Here is a 20,191-nt window from a genome sequence, read left to right as displayed (position 1 = left end):
GCGGGGGCTCGCTGCCACTTACCCACACCCGCGGCCCGCCCGCACCCCGGGTGACCCGGCCGGGTCACCCGGCGGGGACCTCCGACCTGTCGCCGCCCCAGAGCGTGTGGAAGGAGCCTTCCCTGTCGGTACGCCGGTAGGTGTGCGCGCCGAAGAAGTCCCGCTGTCCCTGGGTGAGCGCGGCCGGAAGCCGGCCGGCGCGCAGGCCGTCGTAGTACGAGAGCGCGGCGGCGAACCCGGGGACGGGAACACCCTGGCGCGCAGCCTCGGCGACCACCGCGCGCCAGTCGTCCTGCGCGGCGCCGATCTCCCGCGCGAACTGTCCGTCGGACAGCAGGCTCAGCAGTTCCGGACGGGTGTCGTAGGCCGACCTGATCCGGTCCAGGAACGCCGCCCGGATGATGCACCCGGCCCGCCAGATCGACGCGACGGCGCCCAGGTCGATGTCCCAGCCGTACGCCTCACCGCCCGCCCGGATCTGGTGGAAGCCCTGTGTGTACGAGACGATCTTGGAGGCGTAGAGCGCCTGCTCCACCCGGTCGGCGAAGGCCGCCGCCTCCGCCTCGCCCAGGGGCATGGCCGACGGGCCCGCCAGAGCGCGGGCCGCCTCCCGGAGGTCCGCATGGCCGGACAGCGACCTGGCGAAGACCGCCTCCGCGATCCCGGAGACCGGCACGCCGAGGTCGAGCGCGATCTGTACGGTCCAGCGGCCGGTGCCCTTCTGCTCGGCCCGGTCCTGCACGATGTCGACGAAGGGCCTGCCGGTGGCCGCGTCGGTGTGGGCGAGGACCTCCGCCGTGATCTCGATCAGATACGAGTCGAGCCGCCCGGTGTTCCAGCCGCGGAAGGTCTCGGCGATCCGCTCCGGGGAGTAGCCCGCGACGGCCCGCAGCAGGTCGTACGCCTCGGCGATCAGCTGCATGTCCGCGTACTCGATGCCGTTGTGCACCATCTTCACGAAGTGCCCGGCCCCGTCCGGCCCGATGTGAGTGGTGCACGGGGTGCCGTCCTGGGCCTTCGCGGCGATCCTCTCCAGCATCGGCCCCAGCGACCCGTACGACTCGGCGGAGCCGCCGGGCATGATGCTCGGGCCGTGCAGGGCGCCCTCCTCGCCGCCGGAGATCCCCGTGCCGACGAAGTGGATACCGCGCTCGCGCAGTTCCCTCTCGCGGCGGCGGGTGTCCTCGAAATGGGCGTTCCCGCCGTCGATGACGATGTCGCCCTCGTCCAGCAGCGGTACGAACTCCTGGATCACCGCGTCGGTCGGGTCCCCGGCCTTCACCATGATCACGAGTCGGCGTGGGCGCTCCAGGGCGGCGACGAACTCCTTCGGCGTGTGCGCGGCGACGAAGGTGCCCTCGTCGCCGAACTCCTCGACCAGGGCGTCCGTCCTCGCGGTGGTGCGGTTGTGCACGGCGACGGTGAAGCCGTGGCGCGCGAAGTTCCGCGCGAGGTTGCGGCCCATCACCGCGAGCCCGGTGACGCCGATCTGCGCAGTGCCGCTCATCTGTGTACTCCTGCAATCTCGTGGGACGACGGGGATGTGTGGGACGACGGGGACGTGGGGGAACGGCCGGAGTGGAAACCGGCGGGGAGGACAGAGGGTTCAGGACGTGCCGGCGCCCGCCCCCCTGCCGGGCGAGGGGGCCGCACCATCACCGGCGGGCAGCGGCACCTCGCCCGGCAGGCCGTCCTCCTCGTCCGGAATCACATGCATGGCCGCTTCCTCGGCCGATGCGGCGGCGCCGTCGATCCCGACGTCCCGAGCGGTCAGGGTGTACGGAACACTTCCGTCCGCCTGCTGGGTGAGCCGCCCGGCCCGGTCGGTGCCGACCTCGGTGTCCCAGAGCTCGCCGTCCCCGCCGGGCAGGTCGCCGGGGCCGTCGTCGGCGGAGACCGGGATCTCGGGCAGTTCCCTGGTCAGCCGGCTGTCGAGGGACTCGCCGGAGTGCTGCTCGGCCGCCGTGGTGCCTCGGTCGTCGACCGCCCACGGGCGGTCCGGCGGCGAGTACCCCTCGTCCAGGACATCCGTGATTCCCGAGGTGTCCAGGGTGTCCTCGGCATCGAGCAGGTCGGCGGGGTCGGAGGCCTGCGGCTCCTGGGGCTGGTAGACGTCGTCCCCCCGGTCGGTGTCGGTCATGGTGTGTGTCCTTTCTGCCCGTCGTCACCGCTTGCGGCAGTCCGCCTCCGGCAGTGCACTACGGCGGTCCGTCCTCGGCGGTCCACGTCGGCAGTCCACTCCGGCGGGGCGGACAGCCCGGTGCCGAACGGCGCGGGCGCCCAACCGTCCCCTGTACGCAATTCCACTCCGGTCGGGCCGGGGCCGCAAAGGGAAGATCAGCGCACGGCCCGCCCGCGTCGGCGCGGGCGGGCCTTCCTTCGCAGCTCAGGGCCCGCGCCGGCCCCACCGGACACGCTCCAGGGTTGCCCCCGTGCGGTCGCGGGCAACCCTCGTCCGGGGGCGGGCACCCTGCGCCGGACCGGCGGTCCGCACGGGCTCCGTCGCGCCCGGCCGGACGTACACTCGGTCCATGGGTCGCACCGATGACGTGAGGAAGTGCCTGTCGCGGGCCGTCTCCCCGCTGCGCCCGGCCGCCGCCGCTCCGGCGGCTCCCGCAGCGGCGGCCCTGCCCGCCGAGGTTGCCTCCGGAGCGTGTCGTACCGCTCTGCACGGCCACGGTTAGCGGTCCTCAGCGGTTTCTGTCCGGGGCACTGCCCCGGCCCGCTCCCTTCACGACCCCGGTATTTCCGCCGGGCCGAACCGTCGCGTCCGGCATCGCCCGGCCGCGAGACCCATCACCGGCTCCACAGCATCACCGCAGCTTCCGGCGCACCGCCGGTGCTGTTGCCCGGCGACGGCCGCACGACCGGGCCCGAGCCGCCTTCGAAGGGATCACCGTGAAGCTGAGCGAACTACTGGCCGGGCAGGAACACCTCGTGCTCCAGGGTGTACCGGAGCGGACCGACATCACCGCGGGGACCGCCTTCGACACGGACCGGGTCACTCCGGGCTCGCTCTTCGTCGCGGTGCCGGACCACCACGCGGGCGGCCCGCGTTCCGTGGCACCGGCCGCCGCCCGGGGTGCGGTGGCGGTCCTGGTCGACGGTCAGGCACCGCCGCTGCCGGCCTCCGCGGAGGGTGTGTGCGCCGTCCGCGTACCGGACACCCGCAAGGCGGCGGCCGTCGTCGCCTCGCGGTACTTCGGTGAGCCGGGACGCGCGATGGACCTGGTGGCCGTCACCGGTACGAACGGGAAGACATCCGTCTCGTACATGGTCGAGTCGGTGCTGCGGATCTCGGAGGGCGCGAGGGTGGGGGTGATCGGCACCGCCGGGAGCCGGATCGGCGACGAGCCGATCCCGATGCCGCCCTCGGTACTGACCACGCCCGAATCGCCCGACCTCCAGTATCTGCTGGGACGCATGCGTGACCGGGGGACCGGCAGCGTCGCCCTGGAGGCCACCTCGATGGGCCTGCTGAACCACCGGCTGGACCGTACGTTCATCGACGTCGGCGTCTTCACGAACCTGACGCAGGACCATCTCGACGACCACGGGACGATGGAGAACTACCGGGACGCCAAACTCCGCCTCTTCCAGGGGCTCTGCCGGCGTGCGGTGGTCAACGCCGACGACGGGGTGGGCGCCGGGATCCTGGCGGTGATGCCGGGCGAGGTGACCACGTACGCCCTGGACGCCCCGGCGGACTACCGGGCCACCGACCTTCTCGTGGACGCCGCCGGCACCCGCTTCACCCTGCACCACGACGGCGTCAAGTATCCGGCGGCGATCCCCTCGCCCGGACGGTTCTCCGTCTCCAACGCACTGGCGACCGTGGCCGCCTGTCATCTCCTGGGGCACGATCTGACCGGGCTGGTCGGCGCGCTCGAACAGATGCCGCAGATCCCGGGGCGCTTCGAACGCCTCCACACCCCGCGGGGCACATCGGTGATCGTGGACTACGCGCACTCGCCGGACTCCCTGAACAAGGTGCTGACCACGGTCCGGGGCTTCGCCCGGGGCCGGATCATCACCGTGTTCGGCTGCGGCGGGGACCGCGACACCACCAAACGGGCCGCCATGGGGACCATCGCGGGTACCCACTCCGATCTGTGCGTCCTCACCTCGGACAACCCCCGGTCCGAGGACCCGGACGTCATCCTGGACCAGATCGCTCCGGGCCTGGTGGCGACCGGTACCCCCTTCGAGCGCTTCGCCGACCGCCGCGTGGCCATCGCGTTCGCGCTGGAGCAGGCCGGCCGGGACGACGTCGTTCTCATCGCGGGCAAGGGCAGTGAGCCGTACCAGATCGTCGGTGACGAACTGGTGCCCTTCAGCGACGTGGCGACGGTGCGTGAGCTGATGGGGACATAGGGCCCGTTGTCCGGAGGTCCCCGCCGGAGGACCGGTAGTGGGAGCCGGCCCCTCCGTACGCTCCGTACGGAGGGGCCGGCCCGGACGCCGTACGGAGACCCGGCACGGCCACGGGGTGCCCAGCCCCGCGGGACCGCGCCGGTCATTCGGGCCAGGGGGAGTCGAGGATGGTGCGGACGAAGTCACCGCGTGCGAAGCCGGGGACGAAGTGCTCCAGCACATCGGCCTTCACATTGCCGAACGTGGTCTCCGGCCTGGTCCGGATGCCGTCCGTGAACGCGGCGAGAATCTCCCGCTTGAAGTCCGGGCGCGGATGGAGCGCGACGATCTCCGCCCGGTCGGTCTCGGAGATGTCCCCGAAACCGATGCCGAGCACGTCGTACTCCACACCGGCGGTCACCAGAGCCACTTCGGGTTCCATGTGTGAGGGAATGCCCGGGGTCGTATGCAGGGCGATGGCCGTCCACACCCGGCGGACGCTGTCCTCGGGCACCTGGTGCGCCTGGAGGAAGCGGCGGGCCTCGTCCGCGCTGTCCACCTCGAAGCGCCTGCCGCTGGAACGGAACCGCTCACCGAGCCCGAGGTCGTGGAACATCGCCCCGACGTAGAGCAGCTCGGGATCGAAGGACAGGTCGCGGTTTCGGCCCTGAAGGGCGCCGAACCAGAACACCCGGCGGGAGTGGTGGTAGATCAGCTCGCTCGCGGTGTCGCGTACCAGCTCGGTCGCTTCCCGCGCGAGCTTGGTGTCGGGTACGGGGACACCGGCCGCGAGAGGCGTGTCGGTCGTCATGGTGTTCACCGGCTTTCCGCTTCGTGGTCGTACGGTCGTGGGGCCGCGGACCGTGCTGTCGTCGGCCGTGCCGTCATGGGCAGTACCGCGGTCCGAGGCTTTCGCCCAGTGCTGCCCCGGAACCACTCCAGCATCGGTGGTCCGCGGGTGCGGCGCCATGGTCACCGGGCCGTACACCCCACAGATCCGGACACCGGCGGTTCCGCACACCGACTCACATCCTCAGTGCGTCAATCGTGGCGATCTTGGTGTTGGTGCGGGCGTCCGCCCCGCTGACATGCTGCATCCGTGCCCGGAACCGAGAACCGGGCACGGACGACGGGGGAGTGGAGATGACCGAGTACACGACCAGGTCCGGACGGGTGCGCGGACGGACCGCCGTACGGGACGACGGGGTCGTCGCCGTGCTCGGCATCCCCTACGCCGCTCCGCCGTTCGGCGCGTACCGGTTCGGCGAGCCCCGCCCGGCGCGGCCCTGGGGCGGGGTCCGGGACGGTGCGGCCTTCGGGCCGGTGGCCCCCCAGTCCGCCGAACTGCCGGGCGCGCCGGTCTGGTCACCCGGCGACGAGGACATCCTCACCCTCAACATCTGGACGCCGGGCACCGCGGGGGACGCACTGCCGGTACTGGTCTGGATCCATGGCGGCGCCTATCTCTTCGGCTCCTCCGCGCAGCCGGACTTCGACGGCACCGCGCTGGCCGGGGCGGGAGTCGTCGTCGTGACCCTCAACTACCGCCTGGGCTTCGAAGGTTTCGGTCATGTCCCGGCCGGCGAGGGCGAGAGGCCCTGCCCCGACAACCGGGGGCTGCTCGACCAGATCGCGGCCCTGGAGTGGGTACGCGACAACATCGCGGCGTTCGGCGGCGCGCCGGGGAACGTCACCTTGGCGGGACAGTCCGCGGGAGCCACGGCGGTCGCCTGCCTGATGGCGATGGACCGGGCACGCGGACTCTTCCGCCGCGCCATCGTCCACAGTGCCGTCAACGCCTGCGCGTCCGTGACGGAAGCCGCGCGCACCACCGCCGAGGTCGCCGCCGCGGCCGGTGTGCCCGCCACCCGCACGGGACTGCTCTCCGCGTCGCCTCAGCGTCTCGTGGCCGCGGGCGACCGGGTCATGGACCGGTACCGTCGGGACCCCCGTTCCGGGCAGCGCCACTACGACCCGGCGATCTACGGACCCGTCGCGGACGGGGACACCCTGCCTCTCGACCCGCTCACCGCCTCGGCGGCCGGGCTCACCCGGGCGGTGGACCTGCTGGTCTGCCACACCACGGAGGAGTACTGGCTCCTGGACGCCGTCGGGAGCAGTGCGAAGATCACCACGGAGGAGCAACTTGCCTCCTTCGCGAGGGACTTCGGCCTCCCCGCCGCGCTCGTCGACGGATACCGCGTACGGATGCCGGACACTTCCGTACGCGGCCTGCATCTGGCCGTCCACTCGGACCTGCTCTTCGGCGAGTACAGCAGCCGGCTCGCCGACTCCCACGCGGACGCGGGCGGCACGGTGTTCATGTCGCGCTTCGCCCGGCAGCGCGGTGGTCAGGGGCAGCGGGTGCGCGCCTGGCACTGCGCGGACATCCCGTTCGCCTTCGGCAACCTCGACGAGGAGAGCGTCCACTTCCTGACCGGCGGCGTACCGGGGCGGGACGATCACGAGCTGTCGCGCCGCATGCTGGCGGCCTGGGCCGGTTTCGCCGCGCACGGCGATCCCGGCTGGCCCCGGTTCGGCGCCCCCTCCCGGGCGGTGAGGACCTGGCGTACCGCAGGGGAGGAGGACACCGCGCCGGGCCGCGGCTGCCGCGAACTGTGGTCCGAGGCCGGGCTCCCGCTGCTGGCCCCGTGACCGCGGTCAGTCCCCGCCCGGCCCGCCCGCGGTGAACGGGCCTGTCACAGGAGCCCCCTGAGGAACCCGAAGAACGCGCTCGCCAGCATGACCAGTCCTACCAGGATCCCGATGAGCACCACGGTGACCCAGGAGCAGCCGCCCCCGGATTCCACCCCGTGCTCGTTGCGGCCGCCCAGCTCCCAGTCGAACAGATCCACGGACTTCCCCCTCTTCCACCGACGGAGCCCCCCGGCTCCGCCGGGATGTGCCTTCACCCCGTACCACGGCGACAGTACGACCGCTGACGGTGCGCCGGATGAGTACGCCTACTCAGCCGCGTACCGGGTGGAACCCCGTTCCCGCACCGGTTCGCTCATTGGTGTGGACCTTCATTGGCATGGACCTGCCTATCGTTCTGGGCTACAGTCCGTTGCGGTACATCTGAGAGCGCTCCCAGTCGACTGTTCCGGATGCGCTCCGGATGCCTCCTGTTCCACCCCACGATGCTGGAACAACAGGAAGGTCCATTCCCTTGAGAAACGCGACAGTTGTGCGGACCGGTCTGTCCGCGCTGCTCCTCCTCGGTAGCTGGGCGGCTGTCGGCCTGCCCTCGGCCTCCGCGGCGGATTCCCCCTCCTCCCTCACCGGCACCCGGGCCTCCGCCGACGACGCTCCGGCCTCCGCCGGCCTGCTCTCGGCGATGCGGAAGGACCTCGGGCTGACAGAAAGTCAGGCGCGGGCGCGGCTGGCCGCCGAGAAGACGGCGACGGCGGTGGAACCGAAGGCGCGACGCGCGGCGGGGTCCACGTACGGCGGCTCCTGGTTCGACGCGGGCACCGGCAGGCTGACCGTCGCCATCACCGACGACCGGACCGCGGCGGCGGTACGGGAGACCGGCGCCGATACCCGGCTGGTCCCGCACACCGCACGGCAGCTCGACGCCGCCAAACAGCGCATCGACGCGCTGTCCGCACCGGGCGGGGTCAGCAGCTGGCACGTCGACCCCGAGGCGAGCAGCGTTGTCGTGAACGTGGTCGCCTCCGCACATGATGACAACGATGTCCGGAGATTCGTCGAGCGGGCCCGCGAGGCCGGTCCCGTCACGGTGAGGGAAACAGCCGGTGCTCCCCGGACCTTCGCCGCGGGCACGGTGGGCGGTGACCCGTACTACACCGGCAACGTCCGGTGCTCCATAGGCTTCTCGGTGCACGGCGGCTTCGTCACCGCCGGGCACTGCGGCCAGGCGGGCGGGGCGGTCCGCGGCTGGGACGGCTCGGACATCGGCAGCTTCCAGGGTTCGTCCTTCCCGGGCGACGACTACGCCTGGGTGAGTGTGGGCAACGGCTGGTGGACCGTCCCTGTGGTCCTCGGCTGGGGCACCGTCTCCGACCAACTGGTCCGGGGCTCGGCCGAGGCTCCGGTCGGTGCCTCGGTCTGCCGCTCGGGCTCCACCACGCACTGGCACTGCGGCAGCGTGCTCGCCAAGAACGAGACCGTCAACTACAGCCAGGGCGCCGTCCATCAGATGACCAAGACCAGCGTCTGTGCTGAACCGGGCGACTCCGGCGGCTCCTTCATCAGCGGTGACCAGGCGCAGGGCGTCACCTCGGGTGGCTGGGGCAACTGCGGCGGCGGTGGTGAGACCTGGCACCAGCCGGTCAACGAGATCCTCAACCGCTACGGGCTGACTCTCCACACGGCCTGATCCACCCGGCCCGCGTCGCCCGGGGGCGACGCGGGCCGGACCGCCGGGCGTCCCGGCGAAGACCGACCGGGACCGGGACCGCCTTCGGCGTCGGTCCGGGCGGGCAGGGTGGTGAAGCCTTCCGGCCGGCTGCGGACGCGGGTGGCGGGCGGCACCTTTCCGTGGGGATCGGCGCGCGGCGTCGGACGCGGCGTGCCGCACGGCGGAGGGACGTCCGCCTACTGGATGTATGCGGACGCCGCGACGACGACGCCGTGCGGTGCCGTGCGGTGCCGTAGCTGTCGTGGCGCGCCCGCCAGGGAGTAGGGGGCACCCTTCAGCGCTGCTGGTCGCGATACCTGCCCAGCTCGGGGGCGCGTATGGCGGGCAGCCCGACCAGGGTGTCCGCGAAGGCGCGGCGGTTGGGCATCAGCGGGTACCAGGGGCGCTGCGACAGTGGGTAGTCGTCGCGCAGGACGCCCTCGGGGAGCACGCCGGTCGCGGGCATCGGCGAAGTCTCGCCCGGGTGGGCGAGGTAGGCCCAGACTCCGCTGTCCAGCGGCACCACGGCGCCCTCATCGCCCGGCGGGCGCCAGGGCGCCCCCGTGAGGGGGTGGAGGGGGACGAGGAGGATGGCGGGGCGGGGCCGGGGCGGGTGGATCCCCGGGCCGGCCAGTCCCACGGTCCGGGCCCCCGGCCCGGCGGGGAGACACCGGTCGACGGCGTGGCCGAGCAGCTCGGCCACGGGGCCGGCGGGGAGAATCACCGGGCTGTCCCGGGTGGTCGCCACGAGGTGGGCCAGCGCGACCCCGAGCGCTGCCTCCCAGCGGCGGCTCCACGACCCGTCGGGTTCGACGGGCGGGACCCGATGCTCGGCGCGTTCCAGATCGCCCCAGCAGGGAGGCAGCCCGGAGGGGCGGCGTACGACCGCGTCGGGCTCCAGCCACACCGTCTGCCACATCCCGCAGTCGTCCATGCGGGTCGCCACGGCCCGACCGCATCCCTCGCACGCCAGGTTGGGTCCGGTCCGGCCGTCCACACCCCGGCAGTAGCCCTCGCATCTCTCCAGGATCAGAGCCATGGACCGGGAGTCGCCGGGGGCGATCACGATCCTGTTCCGGGCGCCGAAGGAGACGCGGTACACCGGCGCGTACACGCCCTGCCGGGCAGCCGCGTCCTCTCCGGTCTCCTCCCACAATCGCCAGGGCGGTCCGGTGGGCCGGGAGTCGACGGCGTAGGTGGCGGACTCCATCAGCGGTGGATGGAGCTCCTCCCACGCCCCGTGGTGGGTATGGACGGGGAGGGCGACCCGGGACACCGGCGCCGTCAGCTCCGTGCCGCACCCGGCGCACGCGAACACGTCCAAACAACTTCCCCCTCGGCCCGGTACCCCGGGGATTGTGCCTCGCCCTCGGCGGACGATCCACCGGATTTCGGTACGGCTCCCGGGGTGCCTCTTCCGGATCGCCTCGTCTCCGTCGTCGTCCGATCAGCAAGTGATACGAAGGAAACGGCCGGGGCGGCGATGCCCGGGAGCCGATGTCCCGGACCTGGACACGACGCCGTGGCCGGGCGCGCGAGGACTTCGCGTCGGAGACGGTCCACCGGGACCGCCGGCACCGCCCGGCTCCCGCCCCGCCTGCTCAAGTGCCGTACCGGCGGCCCGGTGTCCGTCACCCACGGCAGAACGCCGCTTCCGCGGGCCGGGCGCCCTCGCTGGGTGATGGCTCCCGCGCGCAGAGGGGGCGACGCCATGGGGTCCCGTCAGCCGTGGTTGCGGAAGACGAGCAGATAGCGCCAGAAGAGGAGCCTGCGGATGTCGCATCCGGGCAGCAGCACTGCGGCCTCCCCGCGGATCCGGAGCAGGGGCATGGCCGGCTGTTTCACCGGTGCCCGCACTCGTTCTCGGCCTGTCGCGGCGGAGACGGGGCGAAGTCTGTCCTTCACGGCGACGGTCAGCCTGGCGACCGCGTTGACGGGCACGGCTGCCAGGCTCCAGGCCCAGTCGAGCCGGCTCTTCTCCGGATAGCAGCCCAGGATCACGAGGACGCCGCCGGGGGCGAGCGCCTCGCGCAGCGCGGCGACCGTGTCGAACGGCATGTGATGGATGCTGGCGAGGCACGAGATGAAGTCGTAGTGCCCCTTGGGCAGTTCGATATCGGTGATGTCCGTGTGCTGGAAGCGCGGGATCGGATCGCCGGCTGTCCGCCCGGACAGCGCGCGGGCCTCCGCGATGGCCTCCTCCGACGGATCGATCGCATCGACCGCTATGCCCAGGTGGGCGAGCCGACGTGCGAACCGACCGGTCCCGCAGCCGACATCCAGTGCCGCACCGCAGTTCGGAGGCACCTGACGCAACAGCAGGGGGTGATAGTGATCGTTGTGGTCAAAGGGCATGGTCCGACCCTGCCACAGCGGACGCACGTGTCCGCAGATGCTTCGAGCCGTCCCGGAGGCGATCGCCGAGCCACCGGCCTGCCCGCGCCCGGTGACGGTGGACGGCGGAGGCGGGCGCCCCCGGTCAGCCAGTTTGCCCGGAGCGCCGACTCGACCGGTCCTCACGGAGGTTCAGACCGTGTCCGGACGGTTCGGGAGGTGCGAAGCGGTGTGAGGAGGCCGGACCCGTTGATCCCACAGGCCGGCCAGATGCGTGTGGAGGATGCCGTGTGCCTCGTGCGGGGTGAGGTGGCCGATGAGGACGTGCGTGGTGAGGCCGTCCGCGAGGGCGAGGAGGGTGCGGGCCTCGCGTTGCGGATCGAGGGGCACGGCGGAGCCGGTGCCCTCGCCGGCCTCCGATACGAGGCGGGCGAATGTCTCCTGCAGAGCCGCGTAGTTCGCCTTCAGCGTCCTGGCGAGAGCCTTGCTCACGGCCGCCTGCGCGACGAAGGCGAGCCAGACCCTGGCCTCGGCGCGGTGCTCCTCCCGGAGCAGTGAGATCTCGTCGGCGGCGTGGCCCAGGGCGGTACCGGCCGACTGGGCCGGGCTTCTGACGAGACGGGCCTGTACGCGCTCGCCGATCCGCTCACCGATGTGCCCGAGAGCGAACACGAGCATCTCTTCCTTGGTGCGGAAGCACCGCTGAACCGCGCCCATCGACACCTGCGCGCGGGCGGCGACGTCGCGCAGGGTCACGCCCTCGAGGCCGCTCTCGTCGGCGAGACGGCAGACGGCCTCGGCGATGAGGCGGCGTCGGCCCGCATGGTCCACCTGTCTGGGCACGCTCGGTCGCCTCCTTGTCCCACAGCACTCCGGTTCACCGCGCATTTTATGTGATGCGCCCGCATCGGTTCCAGCGGTACGGTTCCGATGCAAGCGCATTGGTACGTGAACGAGGAGGGGAGAGCCATGAGGGACGCTCTGTGGGCGATGCCGGCCACCGCACAGGCGCAGGCGGTGCGCGGCGCGGACATATCGGCCGTGGAACTGGTGGAAAGCCATCTGGATCGCATCGCCGAGGTCAACCCGCGGGTGAACGCGGTCACTCAGCTCCTGGCCGAGCGGGCACGCGAGGCCGCGGCGCGGACGGACCGGCGACGGGCCGCCGGTGAAACGCTGGGGCCGCTCGCGGGCGTGCCCTTCACCGTGAAGGAGAGCACCGCCGTCGAGGGCGTGCCCACCACGTTCGGCGTGGAACGCTTCCGCGATCTGGTGGCATCGGCCGACGCGCCCCCGGTGGCACGGCTGCGCGCGGCCGGGGCCATCCCCATCGGGCACAGCAACATCCCCACCCTGATCCTGGCCGGGATGCACACGCGCAGCGAGCTGTTCGGTGACACGGTCAACCCGTGGGACCGCGGCCGGACGCCGGGCGGATCCAGCGGAGGTGACGCGGTGGCCGTCGCCACGGGCATGGCGGCGCTCGGGCTCGGCAACGACTCCGGGGGATCGGTGCGTGTACCGGCGCAGTTCTGCGGTGTGGCCGGGCTGAAGCCGTCCACGGGCCGGTTTCCCGCCGATCATCGGATTCTCGGCCCGGACGACCCCGGCCCGGCGTCCCAGATGCTGGTCACCGACGGCCCGCTGGCCCGGAGCGTGGGCGACCTGCGGCTCGCCTACGAGGTGCTCGCGGGGACCGATCCGCGAGACCCGCGTGCCGTGCCGGTGCCCCTGTACGGCGAACCGCTCGCCGGGCCGGTGAAGGTCGCGGTCGTGGCGGACCCCGGCGGACACGGCGTCCACCCCACCGTCCGCGCGGCCGTCGCGTCGGCGGCCGACGCGCTCCGCGACGCCGGATACGACGTGCGCGAGCTGCCGGACGTGCCTCGCCTGGACGAGGCGCTGGAGGCGTACGGCCGGATCACCGTGACCGAGTTCGCCCCGAACTGGCCGGCGGTGCGCGAGCTGCTCGGCAAGGGCGGGGACCGCTACATCGGGATGGCGATGGAGCGGACCCCGCCCGCGAACGCCGACGAGCTCATGAAACTGATGGGCACCTGGCTGAACATCCGCCGCTCCTGGGCCGAATTCCTCGACTCCTACCCGCTGTTGCTCGGACCGGTGTTCACCGAGCCGCCGGTCGAGCCCGGGGTGGAGTCACGTGACCGGTCGGGGCGGGACCGCGTCGCGTCGGCCATGCGCCTGTGCACCGTGACCAGCTTCGTGGGCGTACCCGGTGTGGCCGTACCGACCGGGATGGCCGGCGGGCTGCCCACCGGAGTGCAGATCGTCGGGCGCGCGTTCCGGGAGGACCTGTGCCTGGACGCGGCCCAGGCGATCGAGGACCGGCTCGGAGTCCTCGCCCCGGTCGACCCGCGAGCGGGAGGCCGGGCCGAATGAGGCCTTGGGTCCGGAGGGCGCGCACGCCGCCCCCGTACCCGTCGCCCTCGGCGCGTGGTTCCCCGCGCGGCCTCCGGGCGCCGCTGCGCCCCCTCGTAGGGCAATAGCCCGTGAACTGTGCATCGTTCACGGGCTATTGACACGTTCTCGGCACCGGCGAAACACTGGCATGGCGCGGGAGAGCGCTCTCCCGGCGAATCTCCCGGCACGTCTCCCGGCGAATCTCCCCAGGAGTCACCGGCCCCGCAGCGCAGGGCGCCGAGTGTCCTCCCGGCTGCACCGTCCAGCTCAACGGACGGCGGATCGGGAGAGCGCGTTCGACGCGTGGACGGTCGGCCGGTCGGGGCGCGGGCGCGGGGGTCTGGTACTCGCCCCGACCAGGCGACCGCCGGTCTACCGCGGAGCGGTCGCCGAGGCCACGAACATCGGCAGCGCCAGGAAGAGCCGGTCGGCCTCGGCCCGCGCACGCTGTTCAGCGATCCAGCTGTCCGACTGCTCAGGCGTGAGGGCGCCGGTGGAGCGGGCCGCTCCGGCCAGTCCGGTGAGCAGGGGCAGCATCGCCGGTCCGGTGAACACGCCGGTGCGCACCTCGACCGTCACAGCGTCGAAGCCGGCGTCCAGCAGCAGGTTGCGGTACCGGCGGGCGGCGCGCGGGCCGGTGGTCAGGTCCGCGCGGGCGTGGACGACGGTGCGGGTGAGTTCCGGATCGGCGGAGTCGATGACGATCGTGTCCCAGTCCTGGCCGAGCAGCACGACGCGCCCTCCGGGCCTGAGAACCCTCCGGGCCTCTGTCAGCGCCCGCTCGGGTGCGGCCAGTTCGTGGAACACCTTGTCGGCGCGGTAGCCGTCCACCGAGGCGTCCGCCAGCGGCAGTTCGTACGCCCCCGCGATTCGGAAGTCCGCCTCGGGCCGCCGGTCGCGGGCGACGGCGATCATGCGCTCGCTCGGGTCCACGCCGACGGCCCTCACACCCCGTTCGGCCAGCTCCGCGACGGCCCGTCCGGCGCCGCAGCCCACGTCCACGACGGATACGCCGGGTCCCGCGCCGAGCAAGGCGTAGGACAGGGACCGCAGTTCGGAGGCGCCCGGCATCCGGTCGGCCGAGTCGAGCAGCGCGATGAGGTCGTCCGGCTGCCGGTTCTTCTGATCCGTTTCCCTGGCCATGGGAGCCAGGCTGCGACTTAATGTCGGCATGAAGTCAAGCAAGCACGGGACGCCCGGTGGCGGTGAACGCGCGCCGATGAGCGTCGGCGTGCTCGCCGAACGCTTCGGTCTGGCTGCGCACGTCCTGCGCCACTGGGAGGCGAGGGGGCTGCTCACGCCCGCCCGCGACGCCGCCGGCCGCCGCCGCTACGGGAGAGCCGACCTCACCCGCGTCGCCGTCATCCTGCGCGCCAAGGAAGCGGGACTCTCCCTCGACAGCATCCGCGCCCTGGTCACCACCGGAGATCCCGCCGGGCGCGCGGACATCCTGCGCGAAGAGGCCGAGGTGCTTCGCTCCCGTATCGCGGCGGCGCAGGCATCCCTCGGACTGATCGAATGTGCCCTTGGCTGCGACCACGAGGACTTCGCCCGGTGTGCCCATTTCCAGCGGGTGGTGGCGGAGCGCACTGGCACGGGCGCCGTGGTCCGCCGTCCCCTCCGGCCGCGTGCGCTCGACGTGTGAGGTCCCCTCAGGGCCGTTCACGTGATCCCGAGATCGACGAAGCTGATCCGCACGGGCCGGGCGGGGCGCGCGTACAGCACCGCCGCCAGACCGGCGTCGGTGATCAGTCCGGGCAGCGGGTCCTCCGCGTGCGTGGACACGATCAGGGCGCCGTCCGCGCTGCCCTGGCGCAGGTACGACACCACCTCGTCGCGGTCCCGCGAGGTCTCCGCGCACATCAGTACGGGGTGCATCCCCCGCGGCCGCAGGTAGTTGATGACCCCGGTCACCACCCGGCCGAAGAACGGGTCGGCGAAGACCCGCGTGGTGAACGGGCCCTCGGCCGCAGTCCGTGCCGCCCCCGGTTCGACGCCCGCGCCCGACATCACCAGGGCGACGGCATCGGCGCGCCGGGTGACCAGGGAGCGGGCGGCACGGTTGGGGGCGTAGCCGGTGACGGACACCGCCTGCCGCACGGCCTCCTGGATGGCCGGGTCGACATTGCGGACCCCGTTGATGACCCGCGAGACGGTGGCGCGCGACACGCCGGCCGCCCTCGCCACGTCCTCCAGGGTTGGTGCACCGGCCGACCGCGGGTCATCCGTCATGTGCGCCTTTATGGCATCAGGGGAGAGCGCTCTCCATTTCCCGGCGGCGCCGCCCCGGACGGCGTACGCCGGTGCTCCGCAGGGGTGTTGACCGGGCGCCCGACGCCCGGCCCGAGGGTGGAATCAGGCCATGGGGACGCCCCGGACGGCCGAGACGAAACGGTACCTTGTCACCATCCTTCGTATGGGCCTAAGTTGGCCGTTTGCGACGTGTCCTACTGCCTGTGGGGGGAGCCAAGTCATGGCCGCGAACGGACGGCACCGCAAGTATCAGCCGAGCCGGCTCAACCGTGCTTCGCTCACGGTGACGGTGGGCGGTGCGGGCATTGCGCTCCCGCTCATCGCCGCGGCCCCGGCCGGGGCCGCCTCCAGCGATGTCTGGGAGAAGGTCGCCGCGTGCGAGGCGACCGGCAACTGGCACATCAATACCGGCAACGGCTACTACGGCGGACTCCAGTTCACCGGTTCCACCTGGGCGGCGTACGGCGGCACGGCCTTCGCGGCACGCGCCGACCTGGCGACCAGGGACCAGCAGATCGCCGTGGCCGAGAAGGTGCTGGACGGGCAGGGGCCCGGCGCCTGGCCCACATGTTCCGTACAGGCGGGGCTCACCCGTGGCGGCGACGCCCCGGAGGTCACGCCGCAGGCCGCGGGCAGCAGGCCGGTCCAGGCCCCGAAGGAAGCCGCTCCGCCCCGTCAGCCGCGGACCGACGCGGCGTCCGCCTCGCCGACCGCCGTGCCCGGCAAGCGCGAGTCGTACACGGTGGCGAGCGGCGACTCGCTCTCCGGGATCGCGTCGGCAGAGCGTCTCCGGGGCGGCTGGCAGGGGCTCTACGAGGCGAACCGCACGGTGGTCGGTGACAACCCCGACCTCATCCTTCCCGGACAGCGGCTGAACCTCGACGTGGCCCGGACACCGAAGGCCGGAGCGAAGAAGCAGGCGGCCGACGGCACGTCCTGGACGGAGCGGGCGAAGCCCGCCCCGAAGCCGGAGAAGCGGGACGGGAAGGCGGCGGAGACCAAGAAGCCGCAGGCCGCGGAATCCGCCGCGCCGAAGCCGGAGCGGGCCGCCCGGCCGGTGGCGAAGGCGCCCGCGAGGCAGGCCGCCGAAACGGTGCCGAAGAAGACCCCCGAGCCCCGGCGGACCTCCGAGCCGAAGCGGAAGCCCGAGCCGAAGAAGGAGCACCGCGCCCCCGAGCGGGCGGAGAAGCACTCCGGTCTGAGCGCCCCCGTGTCCGCCCGGACGGGAACCCCGTACCGGCAGGCCGGTTCCTGGTCCAGCGGCTATCACACCGGCGTCGACTTCCCGGTCCCCACCGGCACGTCGGTGAAGTCCGTGGCCTCGGGGAAGGTCGTCTCGGCCGGCTGGGCGGGAGCGTACGGCTACCAGGTGGTCATCCGGCACAGCGACGGCAGGTACAGCCAGTACGCCCATCTGTCCGCGCTCCATGTGCGCGAGGGGCAGAAGGTCTCCAGCGGGCAGCGCATCGCCCGCTCGGGCTCCACGGGCAACAGCACGGGCCCGCACCTGCACTTCGAGATCCGTCTCGGCCCCGGCTACGGATCGGACATCGACCCGCTGGCCTACCTCAGGGCGGGCGGCGTCAACGTCTGAACGGCCCCCGCCTCCACGGCCCGCTCCGGCTCGGCGCCGATGGCGGGAGCTAACTCCGCACGCCGTGCCCGGCCCGCGAAGGGCCGTGGCCCGGCGAACACCACGCGCCGCGCGCCGCGGCCCGGCGGCACGCTCACGGACAGCGGCAGGGCGTGCGGCGCGGGGAAAGGACCCGGCGGTGGGGACTCGGCGGGCGCGTCGGGAGCCGCCGCCCCGGTCGCCGTGACACCCGCCGAACCGGACCGGGCGGGCCCGGGCAGGCGCACGACCGACCGGCTCCAGGGCGCCGCTCCGGCCGGGGTCACCGGCAGCGCGGGCGACCTCACGGAGCCCCGGCCCGGTCCCGCGCCCGACGCGCCCTCGGGCTCGCCCAGGTCCTCGGCGGCCCGCACGTCCTCGTCGCCGGTCCCGGCCGCCGCGGCGGCCCGCACGCCCTGTGCCGCTTCGGCGGGCGCCGCCTGTGCCCGCTCCCGCGCGGCATCCCTCTCGCGCTCGGCGCCGAGCCGTTCCGTCGTCAGCAGCACCAGCCCGCCCGCGGCCAGGGCACCGCAGGACAGCGCCAGTCCGGTGCCCGTCCAGCCGTAGCGGAAGTGCTCGCCGAACAGGGTGATGCCGACGGCGGCGGCGACGACCGGGTTCACCACGGTCACCGTCGCCAGCGGAGCGGTCAGACCGGCCCCGCGGTACGCGGCCTGGGACAGCAGCAGACCCGCCGCCGCGAGTCCCGCGATCACCAGGAGCGGCGGCAGACCGGAACGCACCGATCCGGACGTCCACTCCATGGCCACGGTCTTGGTGAACACCGATGCCATCCCGAAGGCCACCCCGGCGCCGGTGGCCAGCACCACGCTGCGCAGCATGGGCCGGTGCAGCCCCTGGGCGAGGAGGAAGAGTGCCGCCACGGCTCCGAACGTCACGGTCGCCAGCATCAGCTGCTCCGGACCGTCCAGCGAGTGCGACGCGGAGTTCCCGGTCAGGGCCAGCAGTCCGGCCAGTCCGACCGTCGCCATGACCGCGCCGCGCCAGGCCGTGGCGCCCGCCCTGCGGCGGACGAACAGCGCCGCCATCGGCAGGGCGAACACGATCGTGAGGGCGCCCAGCGGCTGGACCAGGCTCAGCGGACCGTAGGCCAGAGCCACCACGTGCAGGACCGCGCCGACCCCGTTGAGGGCCACTGCGGCCCACCAGGCGGCGTTGCGCAGCGGGGCGTACGCGCGGCCGTCACCGGCCGCGGCCACGCGCTCCTGGACGATCGCCCCGGCCGCATAGGCGACCGCGGAGATCAGTGACAGCAGCACAGACAGCGCGAGGGAGCTCATGTACACCACGATGTCCCGTTCAGGCCGCCGCGTCGTCGTCCTTGAGTCGGCGATTCGGCGTACTGCTCTAGTAGTACGGGCGTCACGCCCACGTCCTCCTCCTGACGGTAGTCCTCCTTCCCCCAGGACTCAGAAGTTGTGCCCCTGCGGATACGGTGAGCTGCCGATCCGGCACATCGAGTGGCCGGAACAAGGCGGGCGGGCTGTGATCGGCCCGAGGAGGAGCCGAGCATGGACCTGACCCGAGCGGCCTCGGTGGGCGGTTTCTTCGCCCTCAGGACCGCCCCCGTCCCCGAGGGGGCCCACCGGCCGCTGGCACGGCTGTACACAGGGGATACGGCGCCGCTCACGGCGCGTATCGACACGGTCGCCGCCCGGCTCCGGGCTCCCGAGCGCAGGATCGCCGCCTCCATCGCCCACCTCGGTCTCGCGGCGCGGCTCTGGTCCGTCGCGCTGGGACCGGCCGCGCTTTTCGGCCGGTTCCCGGACATCGCGCCCGACACCCTGCACTGGGACCCGGGGCACACCTCCCCGGACGACCTGTGGCTGGCGGACCCGGAAGTGGTGCCGGGCACCGCAGAGCGGCTGCGCGAGGCAGTCCAGTACGGACACCTCGTACCGCTCGCCGAGGCGATGCGGCGCGACGGGAACATCTCCGGCCGGCTGCTGTGGGGCAACGCGGGCTCGGCGCTCGCCGGTGCCGTACGCGAACTCGTCGCCTGGGCGCGGACGAACTCCCGCCCGGACGTGGCGCGGCGGGCCCGTGCTCTGGGGGCCGAACTCTTCGACGATCCGGACCTGCGGACCACCGGTGCTCCGCACACACCGGCGTTCCGGCGGCGCAGCTGCTGTCTGTACTACCGGTGTCCGGCGGGCGGGCTGTGCGGCGACTGCGTCTTCGACGCGCCACCCGTGACGCGCTGACCGGGCCGGGCCGCCGTTCTCCGGCCGGGCCGGTTCCCCGGCCCCGGCGACCGCTCAGCTGCTTAGCTGCTCAGCTCGAACTCCGCGCGGATGCGCTTGCCCACCGGCACCCGCTCGGCGGTCAGCCGGTCGCACAGCGCGACGACGATCTCCATGCCGTGGCCGCCGGGCCGGGCCGGGTCGGGTGCGTAGAGCACGGGCAGTGCCGTGCTGCTGTCGTACACCGTGACGCTGATGCGCTCGGCGGTGCCCTCCAGCTCCAGCAGGTAGGGCCCGTGGCTGTACCGGTCGGCGTTGGTGACCAGTTCGCTGACCGCCAGCATCAGGTCGTTGCGTGTGTGTTCCCCCAGCACCGCCAGCCATTCGGCCACGAGGCGCGCCAGGAACCGGTCGGCCAGGGAACGGGCCTGCGCTATGCAGCCCGGCCGGCCGTCGAACACAGCGGCGCTGTGCAGCATCTCGGTGGGCCGTGACTCCTCGGAGCGGCCGGCCGGTCGCGAGGTGACCTGTTCGTTCATGAGCTCCAGCCAGGGCGCTGCGGGGATGGTCGAATTCACTTTCTCGCCGGTCGTCTACCCGCGTCCGGACATCTCACTCCGGCCGGATTCCGGCGGCCCCACGAGGGGGCGG

18 protein-coding genes and 1 pseudogene are annotated in these 20,191 nt (G+C 72.9%); 8 read left to right on the top strand and 11 right to left on the bottom strand.

What is annotated here, in order from left to right:
* Positions 1-64 precede the first annotated feature (64 nt).
* The gene (gene gndA, locus ACIGJO_RS31785) at positions 65-1,507 is read right to left on the bottom strand and encodes an NADP-dependent phosphogluconate dehydrogenase (protein WP_399964131.1); all 1,443 of its coding nucleotides are present in this window, start codon (positions 1,505-1,507) and stop codon (positions 65-67) included.
* Positions 1,508-1,606: 99 nt separating this feature from the next.
* The gene (locus ACIGJO_RS31780) at positions 1,607-2,140 is read right to left on the bottom strand and encodes a DUF5709 domain-containing protein (RefSeq protein ID WP_399964129.1); all 534 of its coding nucleotides are present in this window, start codon (positions 2,138-2,140) and stop codon (positions 1,607-1,609) included.
* A 391-nt stretch (positions 2,141-2,531) separates the two neighbouring features.
* Between ACIGJO_RS31780 and ACIGJO_RS31775 the strand changes: the two genes are divergently transcribed.
* Together ACIGJO_RS31775 and ACIGJO_RS31770 are read left to right on the top strand one after the other, a co-directional pair.
* Positions 2,532-2,684 (top strand): hypothetical protein, encoded by a 153-nt coding sequence (locus ACIGJO_RS31775; protein ID WP_399964127.1) that lies wholly within the window; start codon positions 2,532-2,534, stop codon positions 2,682-2,684.
* Between the two features lie 214 nt (positions 2,685-2,898).
* The gene (locus ACIGJO_RS31770) at positions 2,899-4,374 is read left to right on the top strand and encodes a UDP-N-acetylmuramoyl-L-alanyl-D-glutamate--2,6-diaminopimelate ligase (protein WP_399964125.1); all 1,476 of its coding nucleotides are present in this window, start codon (positions 2,899-2,901) and stop codon (positions 4,372-4,374) included.
* A gap of 142 nt (positions 4,375-4,516) precedes the next feature.
* Here the strand turns inward: ACIGJO_RS31770 and ACIGJO_RS31765 are convergent, their stop codons facing one another.
* On the bottom strand, positions 4,517-5,164 hold the full coding sequence (locus ACIGJO_RS31765; protein ID WP_399964123.1) for an HD domain-containing protein: 648 nt from the start codon (positions 5,162-5,164) through the stop codon (positions 4,517-4,519).
* Between the two features lie 332 nt (positions 5,165-5,496).
* Between ACIGJO_RS31765 and ACIGJO_RS31760 the strand changes: the two genes are divergently transcribed.
* On the top strand, positions 5,497-7,008 hold the full coding sequence (locus tag ACIGJO_RS31760; protein WP_399964121.1) for a carboxylesterase/lipase family protein: 1,512 nt from the start codon (positions 5,497-5,499) through the stop codon (positions 7,006-7,008).
* A 44-nt stretch (positions 7,009-7,052) separates the two neighbouring features.
* Here ACIGJO_RS31760 and ACIGJO_RS31755 read toward each other — a convergent pair whose 3' ends face one another.
* Positions 7,053-7,208, bottom strand: coding sequence for a hypothetical protein (locus ACIGJO_RS31755; RefSeq protein WP_399964119.1), 156 nt, complete (start codon positions 7,206-7,208; stop codon positions 7,053-7,055).
* A gap of 314 nt (positions 7,209-7,522) precedes the next feature.
* Between ACIGJO_RS31755 and ACIGJO_RS31750 the strand changes: the two genes are divergently transcribed.
* Entirely contained in the window at positions 7,523-8,695 is a 1,173-nt protein-coding gene (locus tag ACIGJO_RS31750) for a S1 family peptidase (protein ID WP_399964117.1), read from the top strand.
* 316 nt (positions 8,696-9,011) lie between these two features.
* Here the strand turns inward: ACIGJO_RS31750 and ACIGJO_RS31745 are convergent, their stop codons facing one another.
* The 3 genes from ACIGJO_RS31745 to ACIGJO_RS31735 all read right to left on the bottom strand — a co-directional run bounded on the left by ACIGJO_RS31745 (position 9,012) and on the right by ACIGJO_RS31735 (position 11,893).
* Positions 9,012-10,040 carry a hypothetical protein gene (locus ACIGJO_RS31745; protein ID WP_399964115.1) on the bottom strand — a complete coding sequence of 343 codons (1,029 nt, stop codon included), beginning with the start codon at positions 10,038-10,040 and terminating at the stop codon, positions 9,012-9,014.
* 398 nt (positions 10,041-10,438) lie between these two features.
* Complete coding sequence (locus ACIGJO_RS31740) at positions 10,439-11,071, bottom strand: class I SAM-dependent methyltransferase (protein ID WP_399964113.1); 633 nt, start codon at positions 11,069-11,071, stop codon at positions 10,439-10,441.
* 171 nt (positions 11,072-11,242) lie between these two features.
* Positions 11,243-11,893 (bottom strand): TetR/AcrR family transcriptional regulator, encoded by a 651-nt coding sequence (locus tag ACIGJO_RS31735; RefSeq protein ID WP_399964111.1) that lies wholly within the window; start codon positions 11,891-11,893, stop codon positions 11,243-11,245.
* 126 nt (positions 11,894-12,019) lie between these two features.
* Between ACIGJO_RS31735 and ACIGJO_RS31730 the strand changes: the two genes are divergently transcribed.
* Positions 12,020-13,450 (top strand): amidase, encoded by a 1,431-nt coding sequence (locus ACIGJO_RS31730; protein ID WP_399964109.1) that lies wholly within the window; start codon positions 12,020-12,022, stop codon positions 13,448-13,450.
* Positions 13,451-13,843: 393 nt separating this feature from the next.
* On the opposite strand, the gene ACIGJO_RS31725 is transcribed toward ACIGJO_RS31730, so the two are convergent.
* On the bottom strand, positions 13,844-14,614 hold the full coding sequence (locus ACIGJO_RS31725) for a methyltransferase domain-containing protein (RefSeq protein ID WP_399964107.1): 771 nt from the start codon (positions 14,612-14,614) through the stop codon (positions 13,844-13,846).
* A gap of 28 nt (positions 14,615-14,642) precedes the next feature.
* Here ACIGJO_RS31725 and ACIGJO_RS31720 point away from each other — a divergent pair, with 28 nt between their 5' ends.
* Entirely contained in the window at positions 14,643-15,116 is a 474-nt protein-coding gene (locus ACIGJO_RS31720; RefSeq protein WP_399964104.1) for a MerR family transcriptional regulator, read from the top strand.
* Positions 15,117-15,145: 29 nt separating this feature from the next.
* Here ACIGJO_RS31720 and ACIGJO_RS31715 read toward each other — a convergent pair.
* A pseudogene (locus tag ACIGJO_RS31715) lies at positions 15,146-15,703 on the bottom strand (LacI family DNA-binding transcriptional regulator); the annotation flags it as partial.
* Between the two features lie 241 nt (positions 15,704-15,944).
* On the opposite strand from ACIGJO_RS31715, the gene ACIGJO_RS31710 reads away from it, so the two are divergent.
* Positions 15,945-17,318 (top strand): peptidoglycan DD-metalloendopeptidase family protein, encoded by a 1,374-nt coding sequence (locus tag ACIGJO_RS31710; RefSeq protein ID WP_399964102.1) that lies wholly within the window; start codon positions 15,945-15,947, stop codon positions 17,316-17,318.
* Here the strand turns inward: ACIGJO_RS31710 and ACIGJO_RS31705 are convergent.
* Positions 17,288-18,637 carry a DMT family transporter gene (locus ACIGJO_RS31705; RefSeq protein WP_399964100.1) on the bottom strand — a complete coding sequence of 450 codons (1,350 nt, stop codon included), beginning with the start codon at positions 18,635-18,637 and terminating at the stop codon, positions 17,288-17,290. The two genes, ACIGJO_RS31710 and ACIGJO_RS31705, sit on opposite strands and share 31 nt — an antisense overlap.
* A 231-nt stretch (positions 18,638-18,868) precedes the next feature.
* On the opposite strand from ACIGJO_RS31705, the gene ACIGJO_RS31700 reads away from it, so the two are divergent.
* Positions 18,869-19,561, top strand: a complete 693-nt coding sequence (locus ACIGJO_RS31700) for a (2Fe-2S)-binding protein (protein ID WP_399964098.1) — start codon at positions 18,869-18,871, stop codon at positions 19,559-19,561.
* A 62-nt stretch (positions 19,562-19,623) separates the two neighbouring features.
* Here the strand turns inward: ACIGJO_RS31700 and ACIGJO_RS31695 are convergent, their stop codons facing one another.
* Complete coding sequence (locus ACIGJO_RS31695) at positions 19,624-20,079, bottom strand: ATP-binding protein (protein ID WP_399964151.1); 456 nt, start codon at positions 20,077-20,079, stop codon at positions 19,624-19,626.
* Positions 20,080-20,191: the final 112 nt, after the last annotated feature.

Source organism: Streptomyces sp. NPDC079020 (assembly GCF_044542225.1).
Lineage (GTDB): Bacteria > Actinomycetota > Actinomycetes > Streptomycetales > Streptomycetaceae > Streptomyces.
Note: the sequence above shows the minus strand (reverse complement) of the source record. Positions and strands in the feature narration are given on the sequence as shown.

Coding starts and splice junctions, on each gene's coding strand:
- gndA (WP_399964131.1), bottom strand. CDS start 1,507: ATGAGCGGCACTGCGCAGATCGGCGTCACCGGGCTCGCGGTGATGGGC.
- ACIGJO_RS31780 (WP_399964129.1), bottom strand. CDS start 2,140: ATGACCGACACCGACCGGGGGGACGACGTCTACCAGCCCCAGGAGCCG.
- ACIGJO_RS31775 (WP_399964127.1), top strand. CDS start 2,532: ATGGGTCGCACCGATGACGTGAGGAAGTGCCTGTCGCGGGCCGTCTCC.
- ACIGJO_RS31765 (WP_399964123.1), bottom strand. CDS start 5,164: ATGACGACCGACACGCCTCTCGCGGCCGGTGTCCCCGTACCCGACACC.
- ACIGJO_RS31760 (WP_399964121.1), top strand. CDS start 5,497: ATGACCGAGTACACGACCAGGTCCGGACGGGTGCGCGGACGGACCGCC.
- ACIGJO_RS31740 (WP_399964113.1), bottom strand. CDS start 11,071: ATGCCCTTTGACCACAACGATCACTATCACCCCCTGCTGTTGCGTCAG.
- ACIGJO_RS31730 (WP_399964109.1), top strand. CDS start 12,020: ATGAGGGACGCTCTGTGGGCGATGCCGGCCACCGCACAGGCGCAGGCG.
- ACIGJO_RS31725 (WP_399964107.1), bottom strand. CDS start 14,614: ATGGCCAGGGAAACGGATCAGAAGAACCGGCAGCCGGACGACCTCATC.
- ACIGJO_RS31720 (WP_399964104.1), top strand. CDS start 14,643: ATGAAGTCAAGCAAGCACGGGACGCCCGGTGGCGGTGAACGCGCGCCG.
- ACIGJO_RS31710 (WP_399964102.1), top strand. CDS start 15,945: ATGGCCGCGAACGGACGGCACCGCAAGTATCAGCCGAGCCGGCTCAAC.
- ACIGJO_RS31705 (WP_399964100.1), bottom strand. CDS start 18,637: ATGAGCTCCCTCGCGCTGTCTGTGCTGCTGTCACTGATCTCCGCGGTC.
- ACIGJO_RS31700 (WP_399964098.1), top strand. CDS start 18,869: ATGGACCTGACCCGAGCGGCCTCGGTGGGCGGTTTCTTCGCCCTCAGG.
- ACIGJO_RS31695 (WP_399964151.1), bottom strand. CDS start 20,079: ATGAACGAACAGGTCACCTCGCGACCGGCCGGCCGCTCCGAGGAGTCA.